The organism is Lentzea guizhouensis, from assembly GCF_001701025.1.
GTDB lineage: Bacteria > Actinomycetota > Actinomycetes > Mycobacteriales > Pseudonocardiaceae > Lentzea > Lentzea guizhouensis.
Map to the genome: position 1 here is coordinate 3,434,617 of NZ_CP016793.1, position 19,411 is coordinate 3,454,027.

General features: G+C 68.4%; 24 protein-coding genes and 1 tRNA gene. 15 read left to right on the top strand and 10 right to left on the bottom strand.

The annotated features are described in order from the left end of the window. Positions 1-137: 137 nt before the first annotated feature. Together BBK82_RS17220 and BBK82_RS17225 are read right to left on the bottom strand one after the other, a co-directional pair. Positions 138-878, bottom strand: coding sequence for an enoyl-CoA hydratase (locus tag BBK82_RS17220; RefSeq protein WP_065915921.1), 741 nt, complete (start codon positions 876-878; stop codon positions 138-140). Positions 879-883: 5 nt separating this feature from the next. Beyond that, positions 884-1,324 carry an Lrp/AsnC family transcriptional regulator gene (locus BBK82_RS17225; RefSeq protein ID WP_065921141.1) on the bottom strand — a complete coding sequence of 147 codons (441 nt, stop codon included), beginning with the start codon at positions 1,322-1,324 and terminating at the stop codon, positions 884-886. Positions 1,325-1,495: 171 nt separating this feature from the next. On the opposite strand from BBK82_RS17225, the gene ddaH reads away from it, so the two are divergent. Next, positions 1,496-2,284: a dimethylargininase gene (ddaH, locus tag BBK82_RS17230; RefSeq protein ID WP_237048404.1), complete on the top strand. Its 789-nt coding sequence runs from the start codon at positions 1,496-1,498 to the stop codon at positions 2,282-2,284. A gap of 126 nt (positions 2,285-2,410) precedes the next feature. On the opposite strand, the gene BBK82_RS17235 is transcribed toward ddaH, so the two are convergent. Continuing rightward, the gene (locus BBK82_RS17235) at positions 2,411-2,785 is read right to left on the bottom strand and encodes a helix-turn-helix domain-containing protein (RefSeq protein ID WP_065915922.1); all 375 of its coding nucleotides are present in this window, start codon (positions 2,783-2,785) and stop codon (positions 2,411-2,413) included. Positions 2,786-3,728: 943 nt separating this feature from the next. On the opposite strand from BBK82_RS17235, the gene BBK82_RS17240 reads away from it, so the two are divergent. Next, on the top strand, positions 3,729-3,926 hold the full coding sequence (locus tag BBK82_RS17240) for a hypothetical protein (RefSeq protein WP_065915923.1): 198 nt from the start codon (positions 3,729-3,731) through the stop codon (positions 3,924-3,926). Between the two features lie 39 nt (positions 3,927-3,965). On the opposite strand, the gene BBK82_RS17245 is transcribed toward BBK82_RS17240, so the two are convergent. Beyond that, positions 3,966-4,388: a hypothetical protein gene (locus BBK82_RS17245; protein ID WP_154697358.1), complete on the bottom strand. Its 423-nt coding sequence runs from the start codon at positions 4,386-4,388 to the stop codon at positions 3,966-3,968. A 434-nt stretch (positions 4,389-4,822) separates the two neighbouring features. On the opposite strand from BBK82_RS17245, the gene BBK82_RS54135 reads away from it, so the two are divergent. Continuing rightward, a complete protein-coding gene (locus BBK82_RS54135; protein ID WP_065915925.1) occupies positions 4,823-5,614 on the top strand; it encodes a transglycosylase SLT domain-containing protein in 792 nt (263 codons plus the stop codon). Positions 5,615-5,761: 147 nt separating this feature from the next. Further along, complete coding sequence (locus BBK82_RS50275) at positions 5,762-5,914, top strand: hypothetical protein (RefSeq protein WP_154697359.1); 153 nt, start codon at positions 5,762-5,764, stop codon at positions 5,912-5,914. Positions 5,915-5,940: 26 nt separating this feature from the next. Here BBK82_RS50275 and BBK82_RS17255 read toward each other — a convergent pair whose 3' ends face one another. Further along, on the bottom strand, positions 5,941-6,885 hold the full coding sequence (locus BBK82_RS17255) for a LysR family transcriptional regulator (RefSeq protein WP_335618096.1): 945 nt from the start codon (positions 6,883-6,885) through the stop codon (positions 5,941-5,943). Positions 6,886-7,196: 311 nt separating this feature from the next. On the opposite strand from BBK82_RS17255, the gene BBK82_RS17260 reads away from it, so the two are divergent. From BBK82_RS17260 to htpX, 4 genes are read left to right on the top strand one after another with little or no spacing between them, the layout of a single operon-like run. Then, complete coding sequence (locus tag BBK82_RS17260) at positions 7,197-7,607, top strand: NADH-quinone oxidoreductase subunit B (protein ID WP_065915927.1); 411 nt, start codon at positions 7,197-7,199, stop codon at positions 7,605-7,607. Beyond that, positions 7,604-8,146: an NADH-quinone oxidoreductase subunit C gene (locus tag BBK82_RS17265; protein WP_065915928.1), complete on the top strand. Its 543-nt coding sequence runs from the start codon at positions 7,604-7,606 to the stop codon at positions 8,144-8,146. Before BBK82_RS17260 ends, BBK82_RS17265 begins: the two co-directional genes overlap by 4 nt. Continuing rightward, positions 8,143-8,595, top strand: coding sequence for a 4Fe-4S binding protein (locus tag BBK82_RS17270; protein WP_154697361.1), 453 nt, complete (start codon positions 8,143-8,145; stop codon positions 8,593-8,595). The genes BBK82_RS17265 and BBK82_RS17270 overlap by 4 nt, the downstream gene beginning before the upstream one ends. A gap of 20 nt (positions 8,596-8,615) precedes the next feature. Then, entirely contained in the window at positions 8,616-9,476 is an 861-nt protein-coding gene (htpX, locus tag BBK82_RS17275; protein ID WP_065915929.1) for a zinc metalloprotease HtpX, read from the top strand. Here htpX and rfbA read toward each other — a convergent pair. Together rfbA and BBK82_RS17285 are read right to left on the bottom strand one after the other, a co-directional pair. Then, a complete protein-coding gene (gene rfbA / locus BBK82_RS17280) occupies positions 9,473-10,345 on the bottom strand; it encodes a glucose-1-phosphate thymidylyltransferase RfbA (RefSeq protein ID WP_065915930.1) in 873 nt (290 codons plus the stop codon). The two genes, htpX and rfbA, sit on opposite strands and share 4 nt — an antisense overlap. After that, the gene (locus BBK82_RS17285; protein WP_065915931.1) at positions 10,342-10,833 is read right to left on the bottom strand and encodes a YajQ family cyclic di-GMP-binding protein; all 492 of its coding nucleotides are present in this window, start codon (positions 10,831-10,833) and stop codon (positions 10,342-10,344) included. The genes rfbA and BBK82_RS17285 overlap by 4 nt, the downstream gene beginning before the upstream one ends. 119 nt (positions 10,834-10,952) lie before the next feature. Here BBK82_RS17285 and BBK82_RS17290 point away from each other — a divergent pair. Both BBK82_RS17290 and BBK82_RS17295 read left to right on the top strand, forming a co-directional pair. Continuing rightward, a tRNA-Tyr gene (locus tag BBK82_RS17290) sits at positions 10,953-11,033 on the top strand. A 308-nt stretch (positions 11,034-11,341) separates the two neighbouring features. Further along, a complete protein-coding gene (locus BBK82_RS17295; RefSeq protein ID WP_065915932.1) occupies positions 11,342-12,034 on the top strand; it encodes a hypothetical protein in 693 nt (230 codons plus the stop codon). Here BBK82_RS17295 and BBK82_RS17300 read toward each other — a convergent pair. Then, a complete protein-coding gene (locus BBK82_RS17300) occupies positions 12,024-12,377 on the bottom strand; it encodes a winged helix-turn-helix transcriptional regulator (protein WP_065915933.1) in 354 nt (117 codons plus the stop codon). The genes BBK82_RS17295 and BBK82_RS17300 overlap by 11 nt on opposite strands. 83 nt (positions 12,378-12,460) lie before the next feature. Here BBK82_RS17300 and BBK82_RS17305 point away from each other — a divergent pair, with 83 nt between their 5' ends. The 3 genes from BBK82_RS17305 (at position 12,461) to BBK82_RS17315 (ending at position 14,512) form a co-directional block, all read left to right on the top strand. Continuing rightward, on the top strand, positions 12,461-13,282 hold the full coding sequence (locus tag BBK82_RS17305) for an NAD(P)-dependent oxidoreductase (protein WP_237048233.1): 822 nt from the start codon (positions 12,461-12,463) through the stop codon (positions 13,280-13,282). Beyond that, a complete protein-coding gene (locus BBK82_RS17310) occupies positions 13,279-14,001 on the top strand; it encodes an SDR family NAD(P)-dependent oxidoreductase (RefSeq protein ID WP_065915934.1) in 723 nt (240 codons plus the stop codon). Before BBK82_RS17305 ends, BBK82_RS17310 begins: the two co-directional genes overlap by 4 nt. Before the next feature lie 85 nt (positions 14,002-14,086). Beyond that, positions 14,087-14,512, top strand: coding sequence for a carboxymuconolactone decarboxylase family protein (locus tag BBK82_RS17315; protein ID WP_065915935.1), 426 nt, complete (start codon positions 14,087-14,089; stop codon positions 14,510-14,512). Positions 14,513-14,631: 119 nt separating this feature from the next. On the opposite strand, the gene BBK82_RS17320 is transcribed toward BBK82_RS17315, so the two are convergent. Then, complete coding sequence (locus tag BBK82_RS17320; protein WP_065915936.1) at positions 14,632-14,868, bottom strand: hypothetical protein; 237 nt, start codon at positions 14,866-14,868, stop codon at positions 14,632-14,634. Positions 14,869-15,004: 136 nt separating this feature from the next. After that, positions 15,005-15,799 carry a GNAT family N-acetyltransferase gene (locus BBK82_RS17325; protein ID WP_065915937.1) on the bottom strand — a complete coding sequence of 265 codons (795 nt, stop codon included), beginning with the start codon at positions 15,797-15,799 and terminating at the stop codon, positions 15,005-15,007. 29 nt (positions 15,800-15,828) lie between these two features. Here BBK82_RS17325 and BBK82_RS17330 point away from each other — a divergent pair, with 29 nt between their 5' ends. Both BBK82_RS17330 and BBK82_RS17335 read left to right on the top strand, forming a co-directional pair. Next, positions 15,829-16,581, top strand: coding sequence for a PhzF family phenazine biosynthesis protein (locus tag BBK82_RS17330; protein WP_065915938.1), 753 nt, complete (start codon positions 15,829-15,831; stop codon positions 16,579-16,581). Positions 16,582-16,740: 159 nt separating this feature from the next. Next, complete coding sequence (locus BBK82_RS17335) at positions 16,741-19,347, top strand: putative bifunctional diguanylate cyclase/phosphodiesterase (RefSeq protein ID WP_065915939.1); 2,607 nt, start codon at positions 16,741-16,743, stop codon at positions 19,345-19,347. Positions 19,348-19,411: the final 64 nt, after the last annotated feature.

Consider the following 19,411-nt stretch of genomic DNA (forward strand, 5'->3'; position numbering starts at 1 on the left):
GGGCCGTGTACCACCAGGCGAGACGAACTGTCCCATCTGCCGCACCGGGTCCTTAACTAGACGGTAAGCACAGCGCTACCAGCGGATACCTGAATGCGTCAGACGTCACCCTCGATACCTGTTACCCAAGGTAACACTTATCGCCCGCTGATCCGAGCCTTCATCGCGGCAAGCCTGGCAGCGAACTCTGGAGTGTCGATCGAAGCCACCTGTGGCCGCAGCTCCGTCTCGACCGCCTCCTCATGGTCGTGCATTGCATCGGTCATCCGCATCGTGGCCTTGATGGTCCGGACGAGTTCCGCAGGTGCTCCCGCGGGTGCTCCTGCCAGCTCTTTCGCCACGGCCAGCGGGTCTTCGGCCCTGGTGAACGCCAGTCCGGTCCGCACCGCCTCGTCGGCGTCGAGGATCTGCCCGAGCAACGTCATCGCGGTGGCGACCTGCGGCCCGACCTTGCGCTGCAGCATCCACGTCATGCCGCCGCCGGGGTGGATGCCGAGCTGCAGGAACCGCGCGTCGAACCTGGCCTTCGGTCCTGCCACCAGGACATCGCACGCGAGCGCGAGGTTGAGCCCGGCACCGACCGCGGCCCCGTTGACGGCCGCGATGGTGGGGATCGCCGCGTTCGCCACCGCCAGAAAACCCTGGTAGATCTGCTTGAGCCCCTCGTCCTTCGAGTTGCCGAGCTGCGTGAGGTCCGCGCCGGCGCAGAACGCGGGCGGCGCCCCGGTGACGATCAGCGCGTTGGCGTGCTGCTCGGCCTCGGCGACCTTGTCCCTGAGCGCCTTCGACAGGTCGATCGTCAGCGCGTTGCGCCGCTCGGGGTCGTTGATGGTGATGACGGCGATGGAGTCGTTGTGCTCCAGCAGAACCTCGGCCATGCCACCTAGGGTGCCAGCGGCCGGTCCAGCAACCGGGACAGCACCACCGTCGACACGGTCCGGTCGATGATCTCCACGGCCCTGAGCCGCTCGAGCGCCGTCTCCAGGTGGTGGATGTCCGCCGCCCTGAGGTGCACGATCGCGTCCGCCGCCCCCGACACCGTGTAGGCCGCGCTGACCTCGGCCATCGGCTCCAACCGGTGCTGGATGTCGTGCGGTGCCACGTTCCCCTTGCAGTGCACCTCCACGAACGCCTCGGTCCCCCACCCGAGCGCCTCCGGGTCCACCACCGCCGTGAACCCCCGCAACACCCCGCTGTCCAGCAGCTTGTCCACCCGCCGCTTCACCGCGGGAGCACTCAGCCCCACCTCCTTGCCGATCTCCGCGTAGCTGGAACGGGCGTTGGCCATGAGGCACGAAATGATTCGCTGGTCGATGCTGTCCACACGCAACATTCTGCCCCAGATCACGCAATGTCGCGGCGTTGTTCGATGGTCCAACAGCCCTTTAGATTTCGATCCATGACCGTATCCATCTCCGGGCCCGGCGAGCCGATCACGCTCGACATCGCCGCACCCCTCGCGCCGACGCGCATGCCGACCACCCGTCGGTACCTCATGTGCCCGCCGACGTACTTCACGGTGGAGTACGCCATCAACCCGTGGATGGATCCCACCCAGCCGACCAGCACCTCGCTGGCCGTGGAGCAGTGGACGGCCCTCCGCGAGACCTACGAACGCCTCGGCCACGAGGTCCACGTGATCGACCCCGTCCCCGGCCTCCCGGACATGGTCTTCTCCGCCAACAGCGGCACCGTCATCGACGGCCGCGTCCTCGGCTCCCGCTTCCGCGCTCCTCAACGCGCCGCCGAAGCCGACCACTTCCGCCGCTGGTTCCTCTCCTCCGGCTACTCGTCGGTCGTCATGCCCACCGCCGTGAACGAGGCAGAAGGCGACTTCACCTGGACCGGCTCCCTGCTGCTGGCCGGCACGGGCTTCCGCACCGACCCGCACGCTCACTCGGAGGCCCAGGAGGTCCTCGGCGTGCCCGTGGTGTCGCTGCAGCTGGTCGACCCGCGCTTCTACCACCTCGACGTGGCCTTGTTCATGCTCGACGACCAGTCCACCACCCCGCTGGTCGCCTACTACCCGGAGGCGTTCTCGCCGGGATCGCAGGCCGTTCTCCGCCGCCTGTTCCCGGACGCGGTGATCGCGAACGACGACGACGCCGTGTGTCTTGGCTTGAATGCGGTGTCCGACGGCAAGAACGTGGTGATGCCCGTTGAGGCGACGCACCTTGCCGAGCAGGTGGCGCGGCGGGGGTTCGAGCCGGTTTTCGTGGACATCTCGGAGCTGCGGAAGTCGGGTGGCGGTCCGAAGTGCTGCACGATGGAACTCCGGGGCTGACCTCGCCCACGCAGTCCTTCTGATCTGCGCTCGGTGAAAGCTGAACCGCGGCTTTCGCCAGCGCAGATCAGTCGCGTGGGAACATTCCGCTGAGCTCTCGCGTCGACGTCCCGACCCTCGAAGAGGTCACACGCTTTTCAGCGGCGGGTACGGCTCGTCGGGTGTAGGCGAAGGTGTGAGCTTGGCGTTGAGCGCTTGAGCCGCCTCAAGCTGATCTTCCAAGGTGACGATGCGGCACGCCGCGTCCAGTCCTGTGCCCTGGTCGACCAGCGCGCGGACACGGGCGGCCAGGCGCAGCTGGTGGCGGCTGTACCGGCGGTGGCCGCCGGCTGAGCGCTGCGGCTCGATGAGCTTCGCCTCGTCCAGGCTGCGCAAGAAGTTCGCCGAGGTGTTGAGCAGTTCGGCGGCCCGGCCCATCGAGTAGGCGGGGTAGTGCTCGTCGTCGAACTTCTCGGCTGTGGTCTGCGGTTCGTTCGCAGATTTGTCGGTGTCTGGGGTCATCGCGCCTCCGCGTCACGAGGGGCCCCGGTGCCGTAGCACCGGGGCCCCAGGGTTGTTGGGTTTCACTTCCACCTAGCCGACCGTGAGATCGACCTTCTCTGTCCGCATGCCCCGTACCAGAAGCGGGCACTGCGGGGATCGCGTGTGCGTAACCGAAGACCACCTTCCAATCTGATGGAACTGCGGTACCCGTTCAGCGGAGTTCAACCGAATACGGGCGATCCGATGGGGTGCAACCCTTCCCTTCTCCTCTGATTACTGCTTTCCATCTTCACGTGGCTGTCGGCACCGGACCTCATGCACGTGCCGGCTTCACTTCCACCGACTGCCCTTGGTCACCTGCCAGAACCCCTTTCACTGATCGGCTCCGGCACATCTGACCGTCTTGCACTCACTCTCACGGGTAGTTCGTCATCTCCCGTGCCATGTACCTCTCGTCCAACAAGGAGAAGAGTACACATGCGCGGTGGAGGATGTCTACCTCGGTGACCATAGATTTTCTCGTTCGAGTGACGTAGCTGCTCTCACCTGGCCCGATCCTGTCTCCCCGCTGTGTGCGGCCTCGGCAGCCGTGGACCTGCGGGATCGACCGTGCCCTCGAACAGGACCTCGGTCGGCTCGTCACCCAACCGGACCAACCACCAGCCGGGCAGCGCGCCCGCTAGCACGTGCGTTGACCTCCCGCACCTGAATTTGGAGTTCCTCCACGACCGTTCATCGCGCCGCAGCGCTCTTTCGTCCCTGTGGACAACTCTTCAACGCTCCCGAACGGCGTTAGACCGTCAATGGAGATCGATCAACGCGACTACCCGCCCTCTAACGCCGAAACAACCCGCCGTCTCGACTCTGCCGCTCGACGACCAAGGGCCGTACAGACACCCTTCGGCTCCATACGCTCGCCTACATCGAGATGAGCCCACACGAGCGAAGGAGCTTGAAACCAGTGTTAGCCAGCCGGAGCGAACGGCCCGAGAACCTCTGGTCCACGATTCGCCACCACACCTCCAGTTGGTCGCTGCTGTGGCGCCTGCTCACGCTCGCGCTGGGCTTCGCCATGTTGTTGGGCGCGGCCACCGTGCTGATGTGGCTTCTCGGCATGAAGGTCGGTCTCGCGGGTTTTGAGGTCGCACCAGCGGCATGAAGATCAAGCCCTCGTCAACGGCGCCGAGGCTTGATCCCGTCAGAACAGCCAGTAAGGCCAGAACGGCAACAAGGGCAGCGCGACCCACAGCGCGACGAACCCGAACGCGCACACCGCGACCATCGTCAGGCGGCCCCGGCGGCGCTCGCGGAAGAACTCGACGCCTCCGTACACGAGGAATGCCACAGCGCCCGCCACGAGCACGGCGGTAGGCAGGGGAGCGGTCTGCCAGGCCGCTGAGACGAGCAGGCCGACCGCGGCCACGAAGCCCAAGGCGAACAGGGTCATGAGCAGCTCGCCCAAGGCCTCGCCCAGTTCGCGCGCGAACCACCAAAGCGAGTGCCAAAGCGAACGGACGAAGACGGTCGGCCACGCGAGCAGACGGCGCCACCGCGGGCGTTCGGCTTCGCGGCGTGCGGCTCGTACGGCCTCACGGGCCGCCACTCTCTCGTGTTCCCCCATGAGTTTCATGGTCCCGTGAACCGCACCGCCCGCGCTTCCGTACCCCTCACCAGACGGCGAAAGACACGGATCAGCGATTAAGTTTTCGCAGGTCAGGACTGAAGAAGGGAACACCGACCACAGGGCGGGCGAACTAACGGACAGCTTCGCCGGTTCGTCAGGAGGCAACGGCGGACTCGCGCAGGAAGCATTCACACCAGCGCTGACTGTCTGTTAGCAACGGCTGGCCCAAGTCATCGAAAACGTGACGAGAGTCACCAACGGGTGCTTATGCTTGCCTGCGCTGGTGACGCGAGGTTACGTTTCCGCCCGCCGATAACGGTTTGGTCACCGACAGGACACGGGAACCGCAGTTCGCAGCGGATCCCAGGGCCGCCCGGAATCCCCCGCCGGGAACGCCGGAGACCAAGCTCCCCGACGCAGGAGGCTCTCCCTTGGCCCGGCACAGCAAGGCCGCCGGCCGAACCGTGTACACGGTCGTGCCCAAAGCAGAACTGAAGGCCGGCGCGCATCGCGCCGAGGACGACAAGGTTTCGCTCGCCCACCGGGTCAGCGCCATCGTCGTCGCGGCAGGTGTCGCTGCCGGCACCGCGGCCATCGCCAACGCCGCGACGAGCGGTTCGTCGACCGACCTGGCCGCCGGTGCGGCCGAGCTGGGTGCGGTTCCGGACACGCAGCAGGCCGTGAAGACGGTCCACGACGTGAACCCCGGTGGTGAGGTCGGCCGGCTGCTGCAGTTCCAGCAGATGTACGCGATGCAGACGTTCGAGCAGGCCAGCAAGATCGCCAAGGACGCGCACGCCCAGCGGGCCGAGGCGGCGAGGGTCGAGGCGGAGCGTCAGGCCGAGATGCGCAAGCCGGCCAAGCAGCGCGAGGTCGAGGGCTGGATCAAGGAAGCCATCAAGGTCCTGCAGGCCAACGGCACCAACATCGACAACAACAGCATCGACGAGATCTACACGATCATCATCAAGGAGTCGAACGGCAACCCGAACGCCGTCAACAACTGGGACTCCAACGCGCTGCGGGGCACGCCGTCCAAGGGCCTCATGCAGTGCATCGACCCGACGTTCCGCGCCTACAAGCTGCCGGGTTACGACAACATCTTCGCGCCGGTCGACAACATCATCGCCGGCGTCCGCTACACCTACTCGCGCTACGGCGGCTTCCACAACCACCCAGGTCTGGTCAACATGGGCCTCGGTGGCGGGTACCTGGGGTACTGAAGCAGCCGAAGCGGCCGTGTCGGGGTGCGGGAAACCCATCGGCGGACGATGCTGTCAACAAGGTTCACCCACAAGCATGGCGGCCCTAGCGGGCACACGCCCGGTAGTGCTCCCATCGAAGCGATCCCCGAACGCAGGGAGTGGCCGATGAACGAGCAACAGGCACGCGACGCCGAGCTGGCGAAGATCCGCTCGGAGGCGACGAGCTGGCTGGCCAAGATGGCCAAAGCCCAGCATCGTCCGAAAGTCGAACCCCGCAGGCCTGAGCACGACGCCATGACACCCGCGAAGACGCAGTAGACAGCAGCACAGCAGAAGCGCCTCGGCTACGGCCGGGGCGCTTCTGCTGTGAAGGCCGCCCACAGCAAGTTGAGCGGGTGGTCGTCCGGGTGCTTCGCCAGTTCGTCCGTTCGGGCGAAAACGCCCACAAGCCGCTCCAGCGAGTCATCAGCGAGCTCGACGACGCGGAGCCCGCCGCCCTCCCTCAGCTCGTTGTTCGACGCCACCACGCCCAAACCGGACGTCACGATCATGGCTCCCTGGACGAGGTTGGAGCGCAGCAGCGAGATGCCGTACTGGATCTCGTCGATCTCGGCGGCGATGTCGATGCTCTGCCGGTAGTCGGGACCGAACCAGCCGCGCAGGAACTCCGCGATCAACCCCGCCCCCGGCACCACCAGCGGCAGCGACCGCAGCTGCGGCACCCGCACGCGCTCACCGACGACCGTCTCCGGCAGGTTCGTCAGCAACGCGAGCCCGCCGCGTCGCCACTCGATCACGTCGAACTCCGGCCGCTCCCAGCCCGCCCCCGCCCGCGTCACGACGCTGCCGCACACCACGTCGACCTCGCGCGTCTCCAGCTTCGCCCAGATGTCCTTGGTGCGGATGTGCACCACCTTGAGGTCCACGTCGCGCTCCCGGAACTCGCCGGCGACGTGGTGCCACGCCTTCGCGAGCGTGTCCAGCATGTATCGCGTGGTGCCCACGGTGACCGTCGTGCCGAGCTTGCGGCGGCACTCGTGAATTCCGTCGAGCCACTCCGCGAGCGTGTCCCGCGCCAATTCGACGAGCGACTCACCGGTGGGCGTGAACAGCACGTCTTTTCCACGCCCCTGTTTCACCACCAGCGGTTCACCGCACAGTTCCCGGAAGTTCCTGTTCAACGTGTCCAGCTGCTTCTGCACGCTCGACTGCTCCCGCCCCAGCGCCCGTGCCGCACGCAGGGCCGAACGGGTCTCGTGAACCGTCAAAAGCGTCCTGAGCTGGTCCATTGTGGTATCCAGGAGAGCGCCGGGCATGTTCAGCAGGCGGTGCAGTGAGGTGCTGGTGGGGAGCACCAACTGGGACGAGCCGGACATCGAGACCCTCTCTGGTGTTCTACCGATCAGTTGAACTGAACTTGACCGCAGTTCGCGGCCGAATTATCTGCAGATTCAGTTGGGAAATCCCTGGACAGTTATCCGGGGGTGTACAAAGCTATCTCCGGCGACCACGCGTGGGAGCCGATTCCGGGGGGAATCATTGGGGGGTGGGGGTCCGCAGGCTCAGGTCGGCGGGCCCCCAAGTATTACCCTCAGCTGTTGTGACGGCTTCCGCTCGCCTGGAATGGGGCACCACCTACCAGGTCACCGTGCTCGAACTCGGACTCGCCTGCTGCGGGGTCGAGGTGATGGCAGCTCTCGACCGCCTGCCCGACCTCGGCGTCACGCCGGTCGACGGCGCCGGCGAGGCACACGTCCTGATCGTCTCCGGCACCGTCACGGACGTCATGTTGCCCGCTGTGCTCCGCAGTTACGAGGCCATGCCGGAACCCAAGTACGTGATCTCCGTGGGCGCCTGCAGCAACACCGGCGGCCCGTACTGGGACTCCTACAGCGTCACCAAGGGCATCGACCAGGCGCTGCCGGTCCACGTCGCCGTGCCCGGCTGCCCGCCGCGCCCGGAGGCGCTGCTCGAGGGCCTCAAGGCGCTGCACCGGCTGGTGAACGCGTGACCACCACCCCGAAAACCACACCGAAGACGGCGTTCGGCCAGACGATCCACCACGTGGAGCTGGCCGACTGGCTCGCGGCCGCCGCCGAACACCACGGGAAGGGCTTCGTGATGTTCGACTGGCTCGGCGTCGAGGACGCGGGCCGGCCCGGCGCCGTCGGACAGCGCCACGCGGTGTTCCTGCACGTCATCGACCCGCGGACGCGCGAGGGCGTCATGCTGCGCACCGAGGTGGCCGAGACCGACCCGCTGCCCAGCGTCGCCCACCTGTGGAAGGGCGCGGAGTGGCACGAGCGGGAGGCCGCGGAGATGTTCGGCATCACGCTCACCGAGCCCGGCGACCACCTGCTGCTGCCGGACAGCTTCCAGGGCCACCCGCTGCGCAAGGACTTCGTGCTCGCCGCACGGGTCGTGCGCCCGTGGCCCGGCCGCCTGGAACCCGGCGAGGACAACACCAGCGCACCGAGCCGCCGCCGCACCGCACCGCCAGGAGTGCCGGACCCGTCGTGGGGCCCGCGCAGGGAAGAAGGAACCCAGTGACCAGCCTGCTGCCGCGCACGAGGGGCGTTATCGCGCTGTTGGAGGCCAACTGCACGGTCTGCATGATCTGTGCGCGTGAGTGCCCCGACTGGTGCATCCACATCACGTCGCACACCGAGGTCGAACAGCAGCCCGGCAGTGCACGGCCGCGCAGCCGCAACGTGCTCGACCGCTTCGCGATCGACTACGGCCAATGTCTGTACTGCGGCATCTGCGTCGAGGTCTGCCCGTTCGACGCCCTGCACTGGGCGCCGGAGTTCGGCTACCCCGGCACGGGCTCGATCGACGGCGACGGAGCCGTCGCGGAGCTCGTCCACGAACGGGACGTGCTCGCCACGTGGGTCGACCAGGTCCCGCCGCCGCCCGCGCTCGACCCGGCCGCGGAACCCGCACCGGAGACCGCCACCGGAACCGGCAGGCGGCCTGGTTCGTTGAGAGGTCGGACGTAGGGAACCCGGAGGCGAAAACCGTGCACAAGCACATCAACGGGTTGAAGACGGCCTTGCTGCTCGGCGGGATGAGCGCGCTGATCATCGTGATCAGCAGCCTCTTCGGCCGCACGGCACTGGTCATCGGCCTGCTGCTGGCCTTGGGCGTGAACGCCTACGCGTACTTCAACTCCGACAAGCTCGCCCTGCGCGCGATGCGGGCCAGGCCCGTGTCACAGGTGGAGCAGCCCGTGATGTTCGCGATCGTGCGCGAGCTGTCGCAGAAGGCCAAGCAGCCGATGCCGCGGCTGTACCTGAGCCCGACGGCCGCGCCGAACGCGTTCGCGACAGGCCGCAACCCGCGCAACGCCGCCGTGTGCTGCACCACGGGCATCCTGGAGCTGCTCGACGAACGCGAGCTGCGCGCGGTGCTGGGCCACGAGCTCGCGCACGTCTACAACCGCGACATCCTGATCAGCTGCGTCGCCGGCGCGCTGGCGGGCGTGATCACGATGCTCGCGAACCTGGCCCTGTTCGCCGGCATCTTCGGCGGCGGCGATGACGACGACGGCCCCGGCCCGCTCGGCCTGCTGCTGATCGCGCTGCTCGGCCCGATCGCCGCGACCGTCGTGCAGCTGGCCGTGAGCCGCTCCCGCGAGTTCCAGGCGGACGCCTCCGGCGCCGAGCTGACCGGCGACCCGCTGGCGTTGGCGAGCGCCCTGCGCAAGATCGAGCTCGGGACGCGGGCGGCGCCGCTCGCACCGGAACCGGAGGTGGTGTCGCAGAGCCACCTGATGATCGCGAACCCCTTCCGTTCGGGGGAGCAGTTCGCGAAGTGGTTCTCGACCCACCCGCCGATCGCCGACCGCGTCCGCAGGCTCGAGGAGATGGCGCGGCGCTAGCGGGTGCTCTGCGCCACGGCCATCAGGTACTCGCCGTACCCGGACTTCCCGAGCTTCTCGCCGAGCGCGTAGCACTCCTGCGCGGAGATGAACCCCATGCGCAGCGCGATCTCCTCGGGACACGCGATGCGCACGCCCGTGCGGTGCTCCAGCACCTGCACGAACTGCCCGGCCTCCAGCAACGAGTCGTGCGTGCCGGTGTCGAGCCACGCGAACCCGCGGCTGAGCTCCACCAGCTGCGCCCGCCCCTCGCGCAGGTAGCGCAGGTTGACGTCGGTGATCTCCAGCTCGCCCCGCGCCGACGGCTTGAGCTTCGCCGCGATGTCGAGCACACCGTTGTCGTAGAAGTAGAGCCCGGTGATCGCCCGGTTCGACTTCGGCTGCTTCGGCTTCTCCTCGATGGAGATGAGCCTGCCGAACGCGTCCACCTCGCCCACGCCGTACCGCTCGGGGTCCTTCACCTGGTACCCGAACAGCACACAGCCGTCCAAAGAGGACGCGTGCTGCTGCAGGGTGCTGGAGAAGCCCTGGCCGTAGAAGATGTTGTCGCCCAGCACCAGCGCCACGTCGTCGTCCCCGACGAAGTCAGCGCCGATGACGAACGCCTCGGCCAGCCCGTTCGGCGCCGCCTGCTCGGCGTACTCGAAGCGCATGCCCCACTGCGACCCGTCGCCCAGCAGCCGCCGGAACAACGGCAGGTCGACCGGCGTGGAGATGATCAGCACCTCCCGGATGCCGGCCAGCATCAGCACCGACAGCGGGTAGTAGATCATCGGTTTGTCGTAGACCGGCAACAGCTGCTTCGAGACGGCCTGCGTGATCGGGTGCAGGCGCGTCCCACTGCCACCGGCGAGGACGATGCCCTTCACCGGTAGTTGGTGAACTGGAGCGCGATCCCGAAGTCAGACCCCTTCAGCAGGGCGATGACGTCCTGCAGGTGGTCCTTCTTCTTGCCCGACACCCGCAGCTGGTCGCCCTGGATCTGCGCCTGCACGCCCTTGGGCGCCTCGTCGCGGATCTTCTTGGCGATCTCCTTGGCCTTCTCCGACGAGATGCCCTGCACGAGGTTCCCCGTGACCTTGAACACCTTCCCGGAGATCGCCGGCTCACCCACCTCGAACGCCTTCATCGAGATGTTGCGCTTCACCAGCTTCTCCTGGAAGACGTCGATGGCCGCCTTGCAGCGCTCCTCCGTCTCGGAGGTGAAGGTGATCGCCTCCTCGCCGGCCCAGGCCACGGTGGTGCCGGTGCCGCGGAAGTCGAAGCGCGTGCTCAGCTCCTTGGCCGCCTGGTTGAGCGCGTTGTCGACCTCCTGCCGGTCCACCTTGCTCACCACGTCGAACGACGGGTCCGCCACGACTTCACTCTCCAACGATCTCGGGTGCAGAAGCAGCAACGATGCTACTGGGGGACCCCGATTTGGGAGTCCCCGAAGGGGTTATGTATTGTTCTCACCGCACCGTTACGGCGGTGTGGGGCGGGTTGCCCGAGCGGCCAATGGGAGCGGACTGTAAATCCGTCGCGAAAGCTACAGAGGTTCGAATCCTCTACCCGCCACGTGATCCTGGGAGCCCTCTGTCTGCGGAAAGCGCAGACCGAGGGCTCCCGTTGTGTTTTGTGGGGGCCGAGCCCCCACACCCCAGCCGGGCGGCTCCGCCCCCGGACCCCCGGCCGGCTCGCCTTCGGCGTCGCGGCCCATCCCCGTGGGCTCGCCTTTGGTGTCGCGGCCCATCCCCGTGGGCTCGCCCTTGGTGTCGCGGCCCATCCCTGTGGGCTCGCCTTTGGTGTCGCGGCCCATCCCGGTGGGGCGCCTGGGCTGTGCCGGCGTGCGTATGCCGTTCTGTCCATGGGGGAGCAGGGGACTGATGGATGACGTTGCCGCGTTGGACGCTGTTGTGTGTGAGGCCGCGAGTGTGCGGGTTGTGGAGCTTGAGGCGCACGGGCGGATCGTCGTTGACCTGTCGCGTTCGGACGATCGGGAACGCCTGCGCGCCGCGATGACCGTGAGCTCGCTGCCGGGGTACGTGTGTGCGTGCCGGGGGCAGGTGCGGTTCGAGTTCTTCGACGCGGACGGTGCCCGCCTTGCCGTTGTGGCCTTCCACCACGGCATCTCGCTCGCCTGGAGCGAGTGGCAGGGGCATGGGGAGCTCGCGGACGGCACGCGGCTGGAGCGCTGGTTGGACGAGCGCAGGCTGTCCGCGCAGTGGCGGGATCTCCAGCAGGAGCGGCTGGACTGGATCCGTGCGGTGCCGCCTGCCTTGGAGGAGCTGGGCGGCCAGCTGCTGCGCAGCCCGGAGCGGGCCGCGCTGGTCACCCGTGCGCGCAGGCTGATGCTGGCCGTAGAGCCCGTGTCGCGGGTGCTGCAGCTGCTCGCGTGGTGTGCGGCCGGCACGGGCTGGGTGGCCGGGTACCCGCCGCACGAGGCCGTCGCCGGTCGGATCCTCGACCACGAGCCGGTCGCGCGGATCGTCGCCGCCCTGCAGGACCCGCGGGCGGGCGAACGCCACGTTGCCGGTGCGGCGCGGTACTTCCTCGTGCCGCCGCGACTCAGTGCCTGACGGGCGGTTGCACGCCTCGGCGGCGGGCGATGTCGGTCATGTTGTCCTCGCCCCAGTCGCCCAGCGGGAGCAGTGCGTCGTTCAGCTTCATCCCCTGCGGCGTCAGGGAGTACTCGACGCGGGGTGGGACCTCGTGGAACACCTCGCGGTGCACGATCTGGTCCGCCTCCATCTCGCGCAGCACCTGGATCAGCATCTTCTCGCTGATGCCGGAGACCGAGCGGCGCAGTTCGCCGGTGCGCATCGGGCCGTGGTGCAGGGCCCAGAGGATCAGGGCCTTCCAGCGGCCGCCGATGACGTCGATGGCCGCGTCGAGGCCACACGCGTAGGTTCGTGGCTTCATCCTGGATCCTTACCAAAAGGTGGGTACCTGACAAAATAGTAGGTACTTGTCGTTCTGTCAGTGGTGGAACGACGATTCAGCGCATGGGGATCAAGAAATCGGTGAGCGTGCTCGGCCTTGGCCGCATGGGTAGCGCGCTTGCTTGTGCCCTGGTCAAAAAGGGCTACGACGTGACGGTGTGGAACAGGTCGGCGGACAAGCAGACGCCGGCGGGGGCGAGGCGGGCCGGCGATCTGGACGAGGCGTTCGAGGCGGACGTCGTGGTGACGTGCCTGGCCACCTACGAGGTGCAGCGGCCGTTGCTGAGCAAGAACATCAAGGCGCTGGTCAACCTCACCAGCGGTACGCCGGAAGAGGCGCGGGTCACCGCGGAGTGGGCGCGGGACAACGGGGTGGAGTACGTCGACGGCGTGATCATGGCTGTGCCGCAGCAGATCGGGACGCCGGGAGCGCGGATCTTCTTCGCGGGCAACGAGGAACACCACGTGCTCGACGCGTTCGGCGAGCCGGTGTACGTGGGGCAGGACGCCGGGCTGGCCGCGTTGTACGACCTCGGCCTGCTCGGGGTCATGTGGGCGACGTTCGCCGGCTATCTGCAGGCGGTCGCGCTCACGGGCACTGAGGGGGTCACGCCGCAGCAGCTCACACCGATGGTCGCGGACTGGCTGCGCGAGCTCGCCGAGATGCTGCCGGAGATGGGGGAGGAGACGCAGCACCGGGACTACGAGACGGAGGTGTCCGCTTTGGACATCAACGTCTCAGGGCTGCGGATGCTCGCCGAGGCCAGCCGGCGGCAGGGGGTCGACTCCGCGCTGCCGCAGGCGTTGCACGACCTGTACCAGCGTGCTCAGCAGAAGGGGCACGGCACGCACAGCATCGCGAGCGTCATCGAGGTGATCCGGTGAAGTACCAGGGGAAGAAGGCCGTCGTCACGGGCGGAACGCACGGCATGGGCCGCGCGGTCGTGGACAAGCTGCTCGGCCAAGGCGCCGAGGTGCTGCTGACCGGGCGCAAGGCGGACGACGTCGAGCACGGCATCTCGATGGACGCCACCAACCTCGCCGACATCGACAAGCTCGCCACGGCGGCGCGTGAGCGGTTCGGCAGCATCGACCTGCTCTTCATCAACGTCGGGTATGCGACGTTGTTCGAGTACCAGGACGTCACGCCGGACGACTACGACCGCACTTTCGACATCAACACCAGGGGCGCGTTCTTCACCGCTCAGAAACTCGCGCCGCTGGTCGCCGAAGGCGGCTCGATCGTCTTCACCACCTCGGTCGCGCAGACCGGTGGCGGCAAGGCGATGAGCGCCTACTCCGGTGCCAAGGCGGCGGTGCGGTCGTTCGGGCGGTCGTTCGCGGCCGAGCTGGCGCCGCGCAACGTCCGGGTCAACGTCGTCAGCCCCGGCTTCATCGACACGCCGTCGATGGGCGTGACCGGTCTGCCGCAGGAGGCTCTTGACGCCTTCAAGCAGGCCGGTGACGAGCTCACGCCGCTCAAGCGCCACGGCACGAGCGACGAGGTGGCGGACGCGGTGCTGTTCCTGGCGTTCGAGGCGACCTTCACGACCGGTGCCGACCTGCCGGTCGACGGTGGCATCGGGCAGAGCCTCAGCGTCTAGCGGAAAGTTCTCGGCGAAACCTGTCACACCTCCGCCGCCCACCGGGTCAACAGGGCACAGGCGAACGAGGACAGGGAGAACGACCATGAGGATTGCCAACCCGGTGCTGAGCGTTCCCGGCGCGATGCAGGCGCTGCTCGCGTTGTCGGAGGCGGCCGCGGCCACGGGGGTCGACAAGGACCTCGCGGAGCTGATCTGCCTGCGGGTCAGCATCATCAACGGCTGCGGCGCGTGCATCGACTACCACACCAAGCTGTTGCGCGAAGCCGATGTGGACGACCGCAAGATCTACGCGATCGCCGGCTGGCGGGACGTGCCGTACTACACCGACGCGGAACGGGCGGCGTTCGCGCTGGCCGAGCAGGTGACGCACGTGCGCGTCAGCGACGAGGTGTGGGACGAGGCGGCGAAGCACTTCGACGAGAAGCAGCTGGCCGGGCTGATGCTGGTGATCGGCGCGATCAACCTGTGGAACCGGATGAACGTCGGCACCCAGCAGAAAGCCGCCTGAGCCAGCGCTGAACAACGCTCAAAACAGCGAGGCCGGCGCGCAAGAGCTTCCTCTCCCTTGCGTGCCGGCCTCAGGGCGCAGCATACCTCATGTCGAACAGATGTTCGATCATTGGGCGATCAACTCGCCGCGAGTGCCGCGCGCCCGTCCTCTGTCAGCTCGGCGCACACGCGGTGGCCGAACCGGGTGGGCTGCGCCGGTCGCAGCAAGCCCGCGTGCACGAGGTCGTGCGTGGCCATCTGGTCGCAACACGGCAGTCCGTCGACGTACAGCTCAGGTTCCGAGCCGCCCGTCACCTCGGCCCTACCTGCCTCGACGGCCCGCAACATCGCGCGTGCTCTTCCGCTGAGCTCCATCTCGACCCCCAGGTGTGGTGTCCGAATCGCTAACCCCTTTGTCGAAAAAGAGGCCGAATCCGTTCCACAAGTACGGGTTCGTCCGGGTTCTTCACTCGTGCGAATGCCCCGAGCTTGGCCCACTGGGCCGTTCGGGTCACGGCGACACGCCGGGAGAAGATCTCAACGCGGGCCTGCGCACCCACGTCGTCCAGCGCGGCCGGTAGCCCTGCGAGTACCAGAACGGCGTCGAGCGCGGGTTCGGCAACGCGTGGTGCAGCAGCGTGGCCGCCACGCCGGCCTCGTCCAGGACGGCGTGCGCGTGCGCCACGAGAGCGCTGCCCGCGCCGGTTCCCCGGACGTCCGGCCGCACGCCGAGGTGGCCGAGGTAGGCGAACGGCTGCTCCGAGGCGAACCGCTCCATCCACCCCGCGTGCTGCGGCAGGTCGACGTAGATCATCCCGACGGGCGTGCCGTCGTAGACCGCGAGCCACATGGCCTCGTGGTCGCGGTCGAGCACGTCCGCCAGCGCCGATCGCAGGTGTGCCGCGGCGTTCGGGCGTTCGGTGACCATGCCGAACGCGGCGTCGTACCGGACCGTGTGCAGGTTCAGCTCCACCGCGACGTCCAGGTCGGCGCGGGTCGCGGCCCGCACCTCCACGTCGGGCGGCCGCGTCACCGCGCAACGTCCGGCGAGTCGCTCGGCGACAACGGTCAGCGGCGCGAATCCGTGGTGGATCAACGGTTGTGCGGCCGAGGTCTCGTGGCTCGGCACGGTCACCGTCGCCGCGGTGTCGGGGTCGTCGAGGCCGGTGAGCCGGGTCTCCCACTCGTCGAGCAACGCGGGCAGGTCGCAGCCGGGCCGCCAGTTCAGCCGGTGCAGGCGCAGCGGTCCCCAGGTCGCCCCCAGCGAGTCCGGATCCGTCTCGGTGAACGAAAAGTCGTCTGCCACACCACATCTGAGCATGGCAGGGTCGGGTTGTGGAGATCTTCGTCGTGGATTCGTTCACCAGCGAGCGCTTCAAGGGCAACCCGGCCGCTGTCGTCCTGCTGGCCGAGCCGCGCGACGACGCGTGGATGCAGGACGTCGCGGCGGAGATGAAGCACGCCGAGACGGCCTTCGTCACCCCGGACAACCACCTGCGCTGGTTCACGCCGACCGTCGAGGTCGACCTGTGCGGGCACGCCACGCTGGCCACCGCGCACGTGCTCGGCGGCGAGCAGAGGTTCACCACGCGTAGCGGGGTGCTCACGTGCATACCTGACGACGGGTGGATCCGAATGGACTTCCCGGCCGATCCTCCAGAGTTGACTGACCCGCCAGTCGGCCTAACAGAGGCGCTCTCACATGCGACGATCAAGTCCGTGGCGCGGGGGCGGTTCGACTTCCTGGTCGAGCTGGGCAGTGCGAAGGAAGTCCGTTCCTTGCGACCTGATGTCCAAGGACTGGCACAAATCCCGTCACGCGGAGTGATCGTGACGGCTCCTGGCGACGGCGCCGCGGACATCGTCAGCCGGTGCTTCTACCCGGCCGCCGGCGTCCCGGAGGACCCCGTCACCGGATCGGCCCACTGCACGCTCGCGTCCTACTGGGTGCCGCGACTGCAGCGCGCTGACCTGCTGGCGGAGCAGGCGTCGGAACGCGGCGGGTTCGTCAGGGCGACCCTCGACCAAGATCGGGTGCAGCTCTGCGGGCAGGCCGTGACGGTGCTCCACGGGCGTCTTACTGAGTAGTCACGTCTGGGTGAATCGATGTCACTAGGGGTGCTCGACCTGCCATTTCGTCCCCCGAGCGGGGTACATTGGTGCCCCTGGAGGGGTCCTGCTCGCTGAGCACGGGACCCCTCCGTCACGCCTGAGCGACCCCCCACCCCAGGCCGACGAGGAGGCTGGATGTCCGACCGAGCGTCGGCCCCCGTGTCGGACTCGGCCGCTTGGTCGGCCAAGTCGACCAACCGCGCGTTCAGCGCGTTCGCCGTCACCCTCCTGGTGGCCGGCGTCGTCTGCGCGGGCATGGTCGCGGCCTGGCTCCCGGAGAAGGAGCACACCTCCCTCTTCTGGATCGGCCCGCTGCTCGTCGTCGGCTTCCTGCTGGCCGAGCAGCTGGCGATCAACGTCGACGTCCGCAGCGGCGTCGCCTGGACCATCTCCTTCACCGAGATCCCGCTGGTGCTCGGCCTGCTCGTGGCCCCGTTCGAGGTCGTGCTCGCCGCGCACGTGGTCGCGGGCGTCGGCACGTTGCTCGGCAGGCGGATCCTGGACCGCGCCGTCTACAACGCGGGCCTCATGTTCATGGAGATCTCCGTGGCGTTCGCCGCGGCGGCCGTGGTGAACCGGATGGTCGGCGAGGGCGGGCCGTTCTGGGCCGGTGCGTTCGTAGGCACGATCACCGTGCCGCTGCTCGCGAGCGTGCTGGGCCTGTGCGCGTTGCGGCTCATGGGCAAGTCGATGCGGGTGGGCAACAGCCTCCGCCTCGTGCTCCAGACGCTGGTCGTGGCGCTGCTGAACACCTCGGCCGGTCTCGTCGGCTTCCAGATCGTCTCCACCACGCAGTGGGGCGGCCTGCTGATCGTCCTGGTGCTCGCCGGGATCGTCGCCACCTACCTCGCCTACTCGGGGCTGCTGCGCGAACAGCGCGACCTCGAGGCGCTGAGCGAGGTCAGCCTGCGCGTCGCGCGGTCGGGCCAGCACGGCACCGGTCCGCGGCAGCCGGAGGACGACCTCACCGCGAACGTCGAAGAGGACGAGTGGCAGCAGATCGCGGAACGCATCCGCGAGCAGCTCAACGCCAACAGGGTCGTGCTGCGCCTGCGCACCGACCCGCAGGAAGCCATGATCACCCTCGTCGCCGGCGAACCGCTGCCCGACGAGATGGCCGTGTCGGACCCGCGGGCCGTGCGCGAGGACCCGGTGCTGCAGCTGCCGGGCACGCACGTCCGCTACTACCGCGTGGCCGATGCGACCGAGGACGTCACCGAGGCCCTGCTGCGCCGCGACGCGCAGGAGGCGCTGGTGGTGCCGTTGCGCGGCGCGACCCAGCTGCTCGGCGCGGTCGAGGCCCACGACCGGCTCTCCCGGTGGCGCGGCTTCGGCAAGGCCGACATCCAGCTGCTGCGCACCCTCGCCTCGCACCTCGCCACCGCCGTGGACAACCGCCGGCTGCTGGCGCGGTTGCGGCACGACGCCTACCACGACCCGCTGACCGGCCTGCTCAACCGGCCGGGCTTCCGCGAGGCGTGCGCCGAACCGCTGCGCGAGTCGCAGAAGGCAGTGGTGCTGCGCATCGACCTCGACATCCTGTCGACGGTGTCCGACGCGCTGGGCCAGGCCTGGGGCAACCGCATGGTCGTCGCCGCCGGACGCCGGCTGCGCGACGCACTGGGCGCCGACGTGCCGCTGGCCCGGCTGGAGGGCGGCGCGTTCGCGGCGTTCCTCGACGACTCGCGCGCGGTGGCGGCCCACGAGACCGCGGAACGGCTGCGGGCCGGGCTTTCCGTGCCGTACCCGGTCGACCGGCTGACCGTCGAGGCCTCCGCGGTCGTCGGCTACGCCTCGAAGGCCGACTCCGAGACCGAGGACCCCGACCCGGACACGTTGCTGCAGCGGGCGGACGTCGCCGTGCGCGCCACGTCCGAGGGCTCGCCGGTGCGGGCCTACGCGCCGAGCATGGGCCAGATCTTCCTGCGCCGCTTCCAGCTCGTGACGCAGTTCCGCCAGGCCGTCGAGACCGGGCAGATCTCGGTGCACTACCAGCCGAAGGTCGCCCTGCCCTCACGCCAGGTCGTGGGCGCGGAAGCGTTGGTGCGCTGGACACATCCGGAGTTCGGCCGCGTCGACCCGGACGAGTTCGTGCCGGCCGTCGAGGCCACCGGCCTGGTGGACGTGCTGACGGACTTCGTGATGGACAGGGCCCTGGAACGCGTGCGCCGCTGGCTCGACCGCGGCCTGCGGATGTCCATCGCCGTCAACCTGTCCGTGCGGACGCTGGCCGACGAGGACTTCCCGAACCGGGTGGCGGCCGCGTTGGAACGCCACGACGTGCCGTCCGGGCTGCTGACCTTCGAGCTCACCGAGTCGGGCGTGATGGCGGATCCCGAGCGCGCGCTGCCGGTGCTGCGGCGCCTGCACGCGATCGGCGTCGTGCTGGCGGTCGACGACTTCGGCACCGGGTACTCGTCGCTCGCGTACCTGCGCCAGCTGCCGGTGGACGAGGTGAAGATCGACAAGTCGTTCGTGCTCGGGATGGGCACGGACCTCGGCGACATGGCCGTGGTGCGGTCGATCGTGGAGCTCGGTCACTCGCTCGGCCTGGTGGTCGTGGCCGAGGGCGTGGAGGACGACGCGGCGCGCGACCAGCTGGTCGGGATGGGGTGTGACGTCGCGCAGGGGTACCTGATCTCGCGGCCGCTGTCCGAGGACCGGTTCGAGGCGTGGCTGCGGGCGCGAACTGTGCAGGTCAGGGGTGCTCGCGATGAGACGGTGCTCACCTTGGTCCACTGAAGGGACCCCCGGATTTCGTTCTTGGTGGACGGATGTTGTAGAGTTCTCCTCGCTCGGCAAGAAC

What these genes read in the sequence shown, in the direction of transcription:
- BBK82_RS17220 (WP_065915921.1), bottom strand. Translation starts at nt 878, where the DNA reads ATGGCCGAGGTTCTGCTGGAGCACAACGACTCCATCGCCGTCATCACC.
- ddaH (WP_237048404.1), top strand. Translation starts at nt 1,496, where the DNA reads ATGTGCCCGCCGACGTACTTCACGGTGGAGTACGCCATCAACCCGTGG.
- BBK82_RS17235 (WP_065915922.1), bottom strand. Translation starts at nt 2,785, where the DNA reads ATGACCCCAGACACCGACAAATCTGCGAACGAACCGCAGACCACAGCC.
- BBK82_RS17245 (WP_154697358.1), bottom strand. Translation starts at nt 4,388, where the DNA reads ATGGGGGAACACGAGAGAGTGGCGGCCCGTGAGGCCGTACGAGCCGCA.
- BBK82_RS50275 (WP_154697359.1), top strand. Translation starts at nt 5,762, where the DNA reads ATGAACGAGCAACAGGCACGCGACGCCGAGCTGGCGAAGATCCGCTCG.
- BBK82_RS17255 (WP_335618096.1), bottom strand. Translation starts at nt 6,885, where the DNA reads ATGGACCAGCTCAGGACGCTTTTGACGGTTCACGAGACCCGTTCGGCC.
- BBK82_RS17295 (WP_065915932.1), top strand. Translation starts at nt 11,342, where the DNA reads ATGGATGACGTTGCCGCGTTGGACGCTGTTGTGTGTGAGGCCGCGAGT.
- BBK82_RS17300 (WP_065915933.1), bottom strand. Translation starts at nt 12,377, where the DNA reads ATGAAGCCACGAACCTACGCGTGTGGCCTCGACGCGGCCATCGACGTC.
- BBK82_RS17305 (WP_237048233.1), top strand. Translation starts at nt 12,461, where the DNA reads ATGGGGATCAAGAAATCGGTGAGCGTGCTCGGCCTTGGCCGCATGGGT.
- BBK82_RS17315 (WP_065915935.1), top strand. Translation starts at nt 14,087, where the DNA reads ATGAGGATTGCCAACCCGGTGCTGAGCGTTCCCGGCGCGATGCAGGCG.
- BBK82_RS17320 (WP_065915936.1), bottom strand. Translation starts at nt 14,868, where the DNA reads ATGGAGCTCAGCGGAAGAGCACGCGCGATGTTGCGGGCCGTCGAGGCA.
- BBK82_RS17335 (WP_065915939.1), top strand. Translation starts at nt 16,741, where the DNA reads ATGTCCGACCGAGCGTCGGCCCCCGTGTCGGACTCGGCCGCTTGGTCG.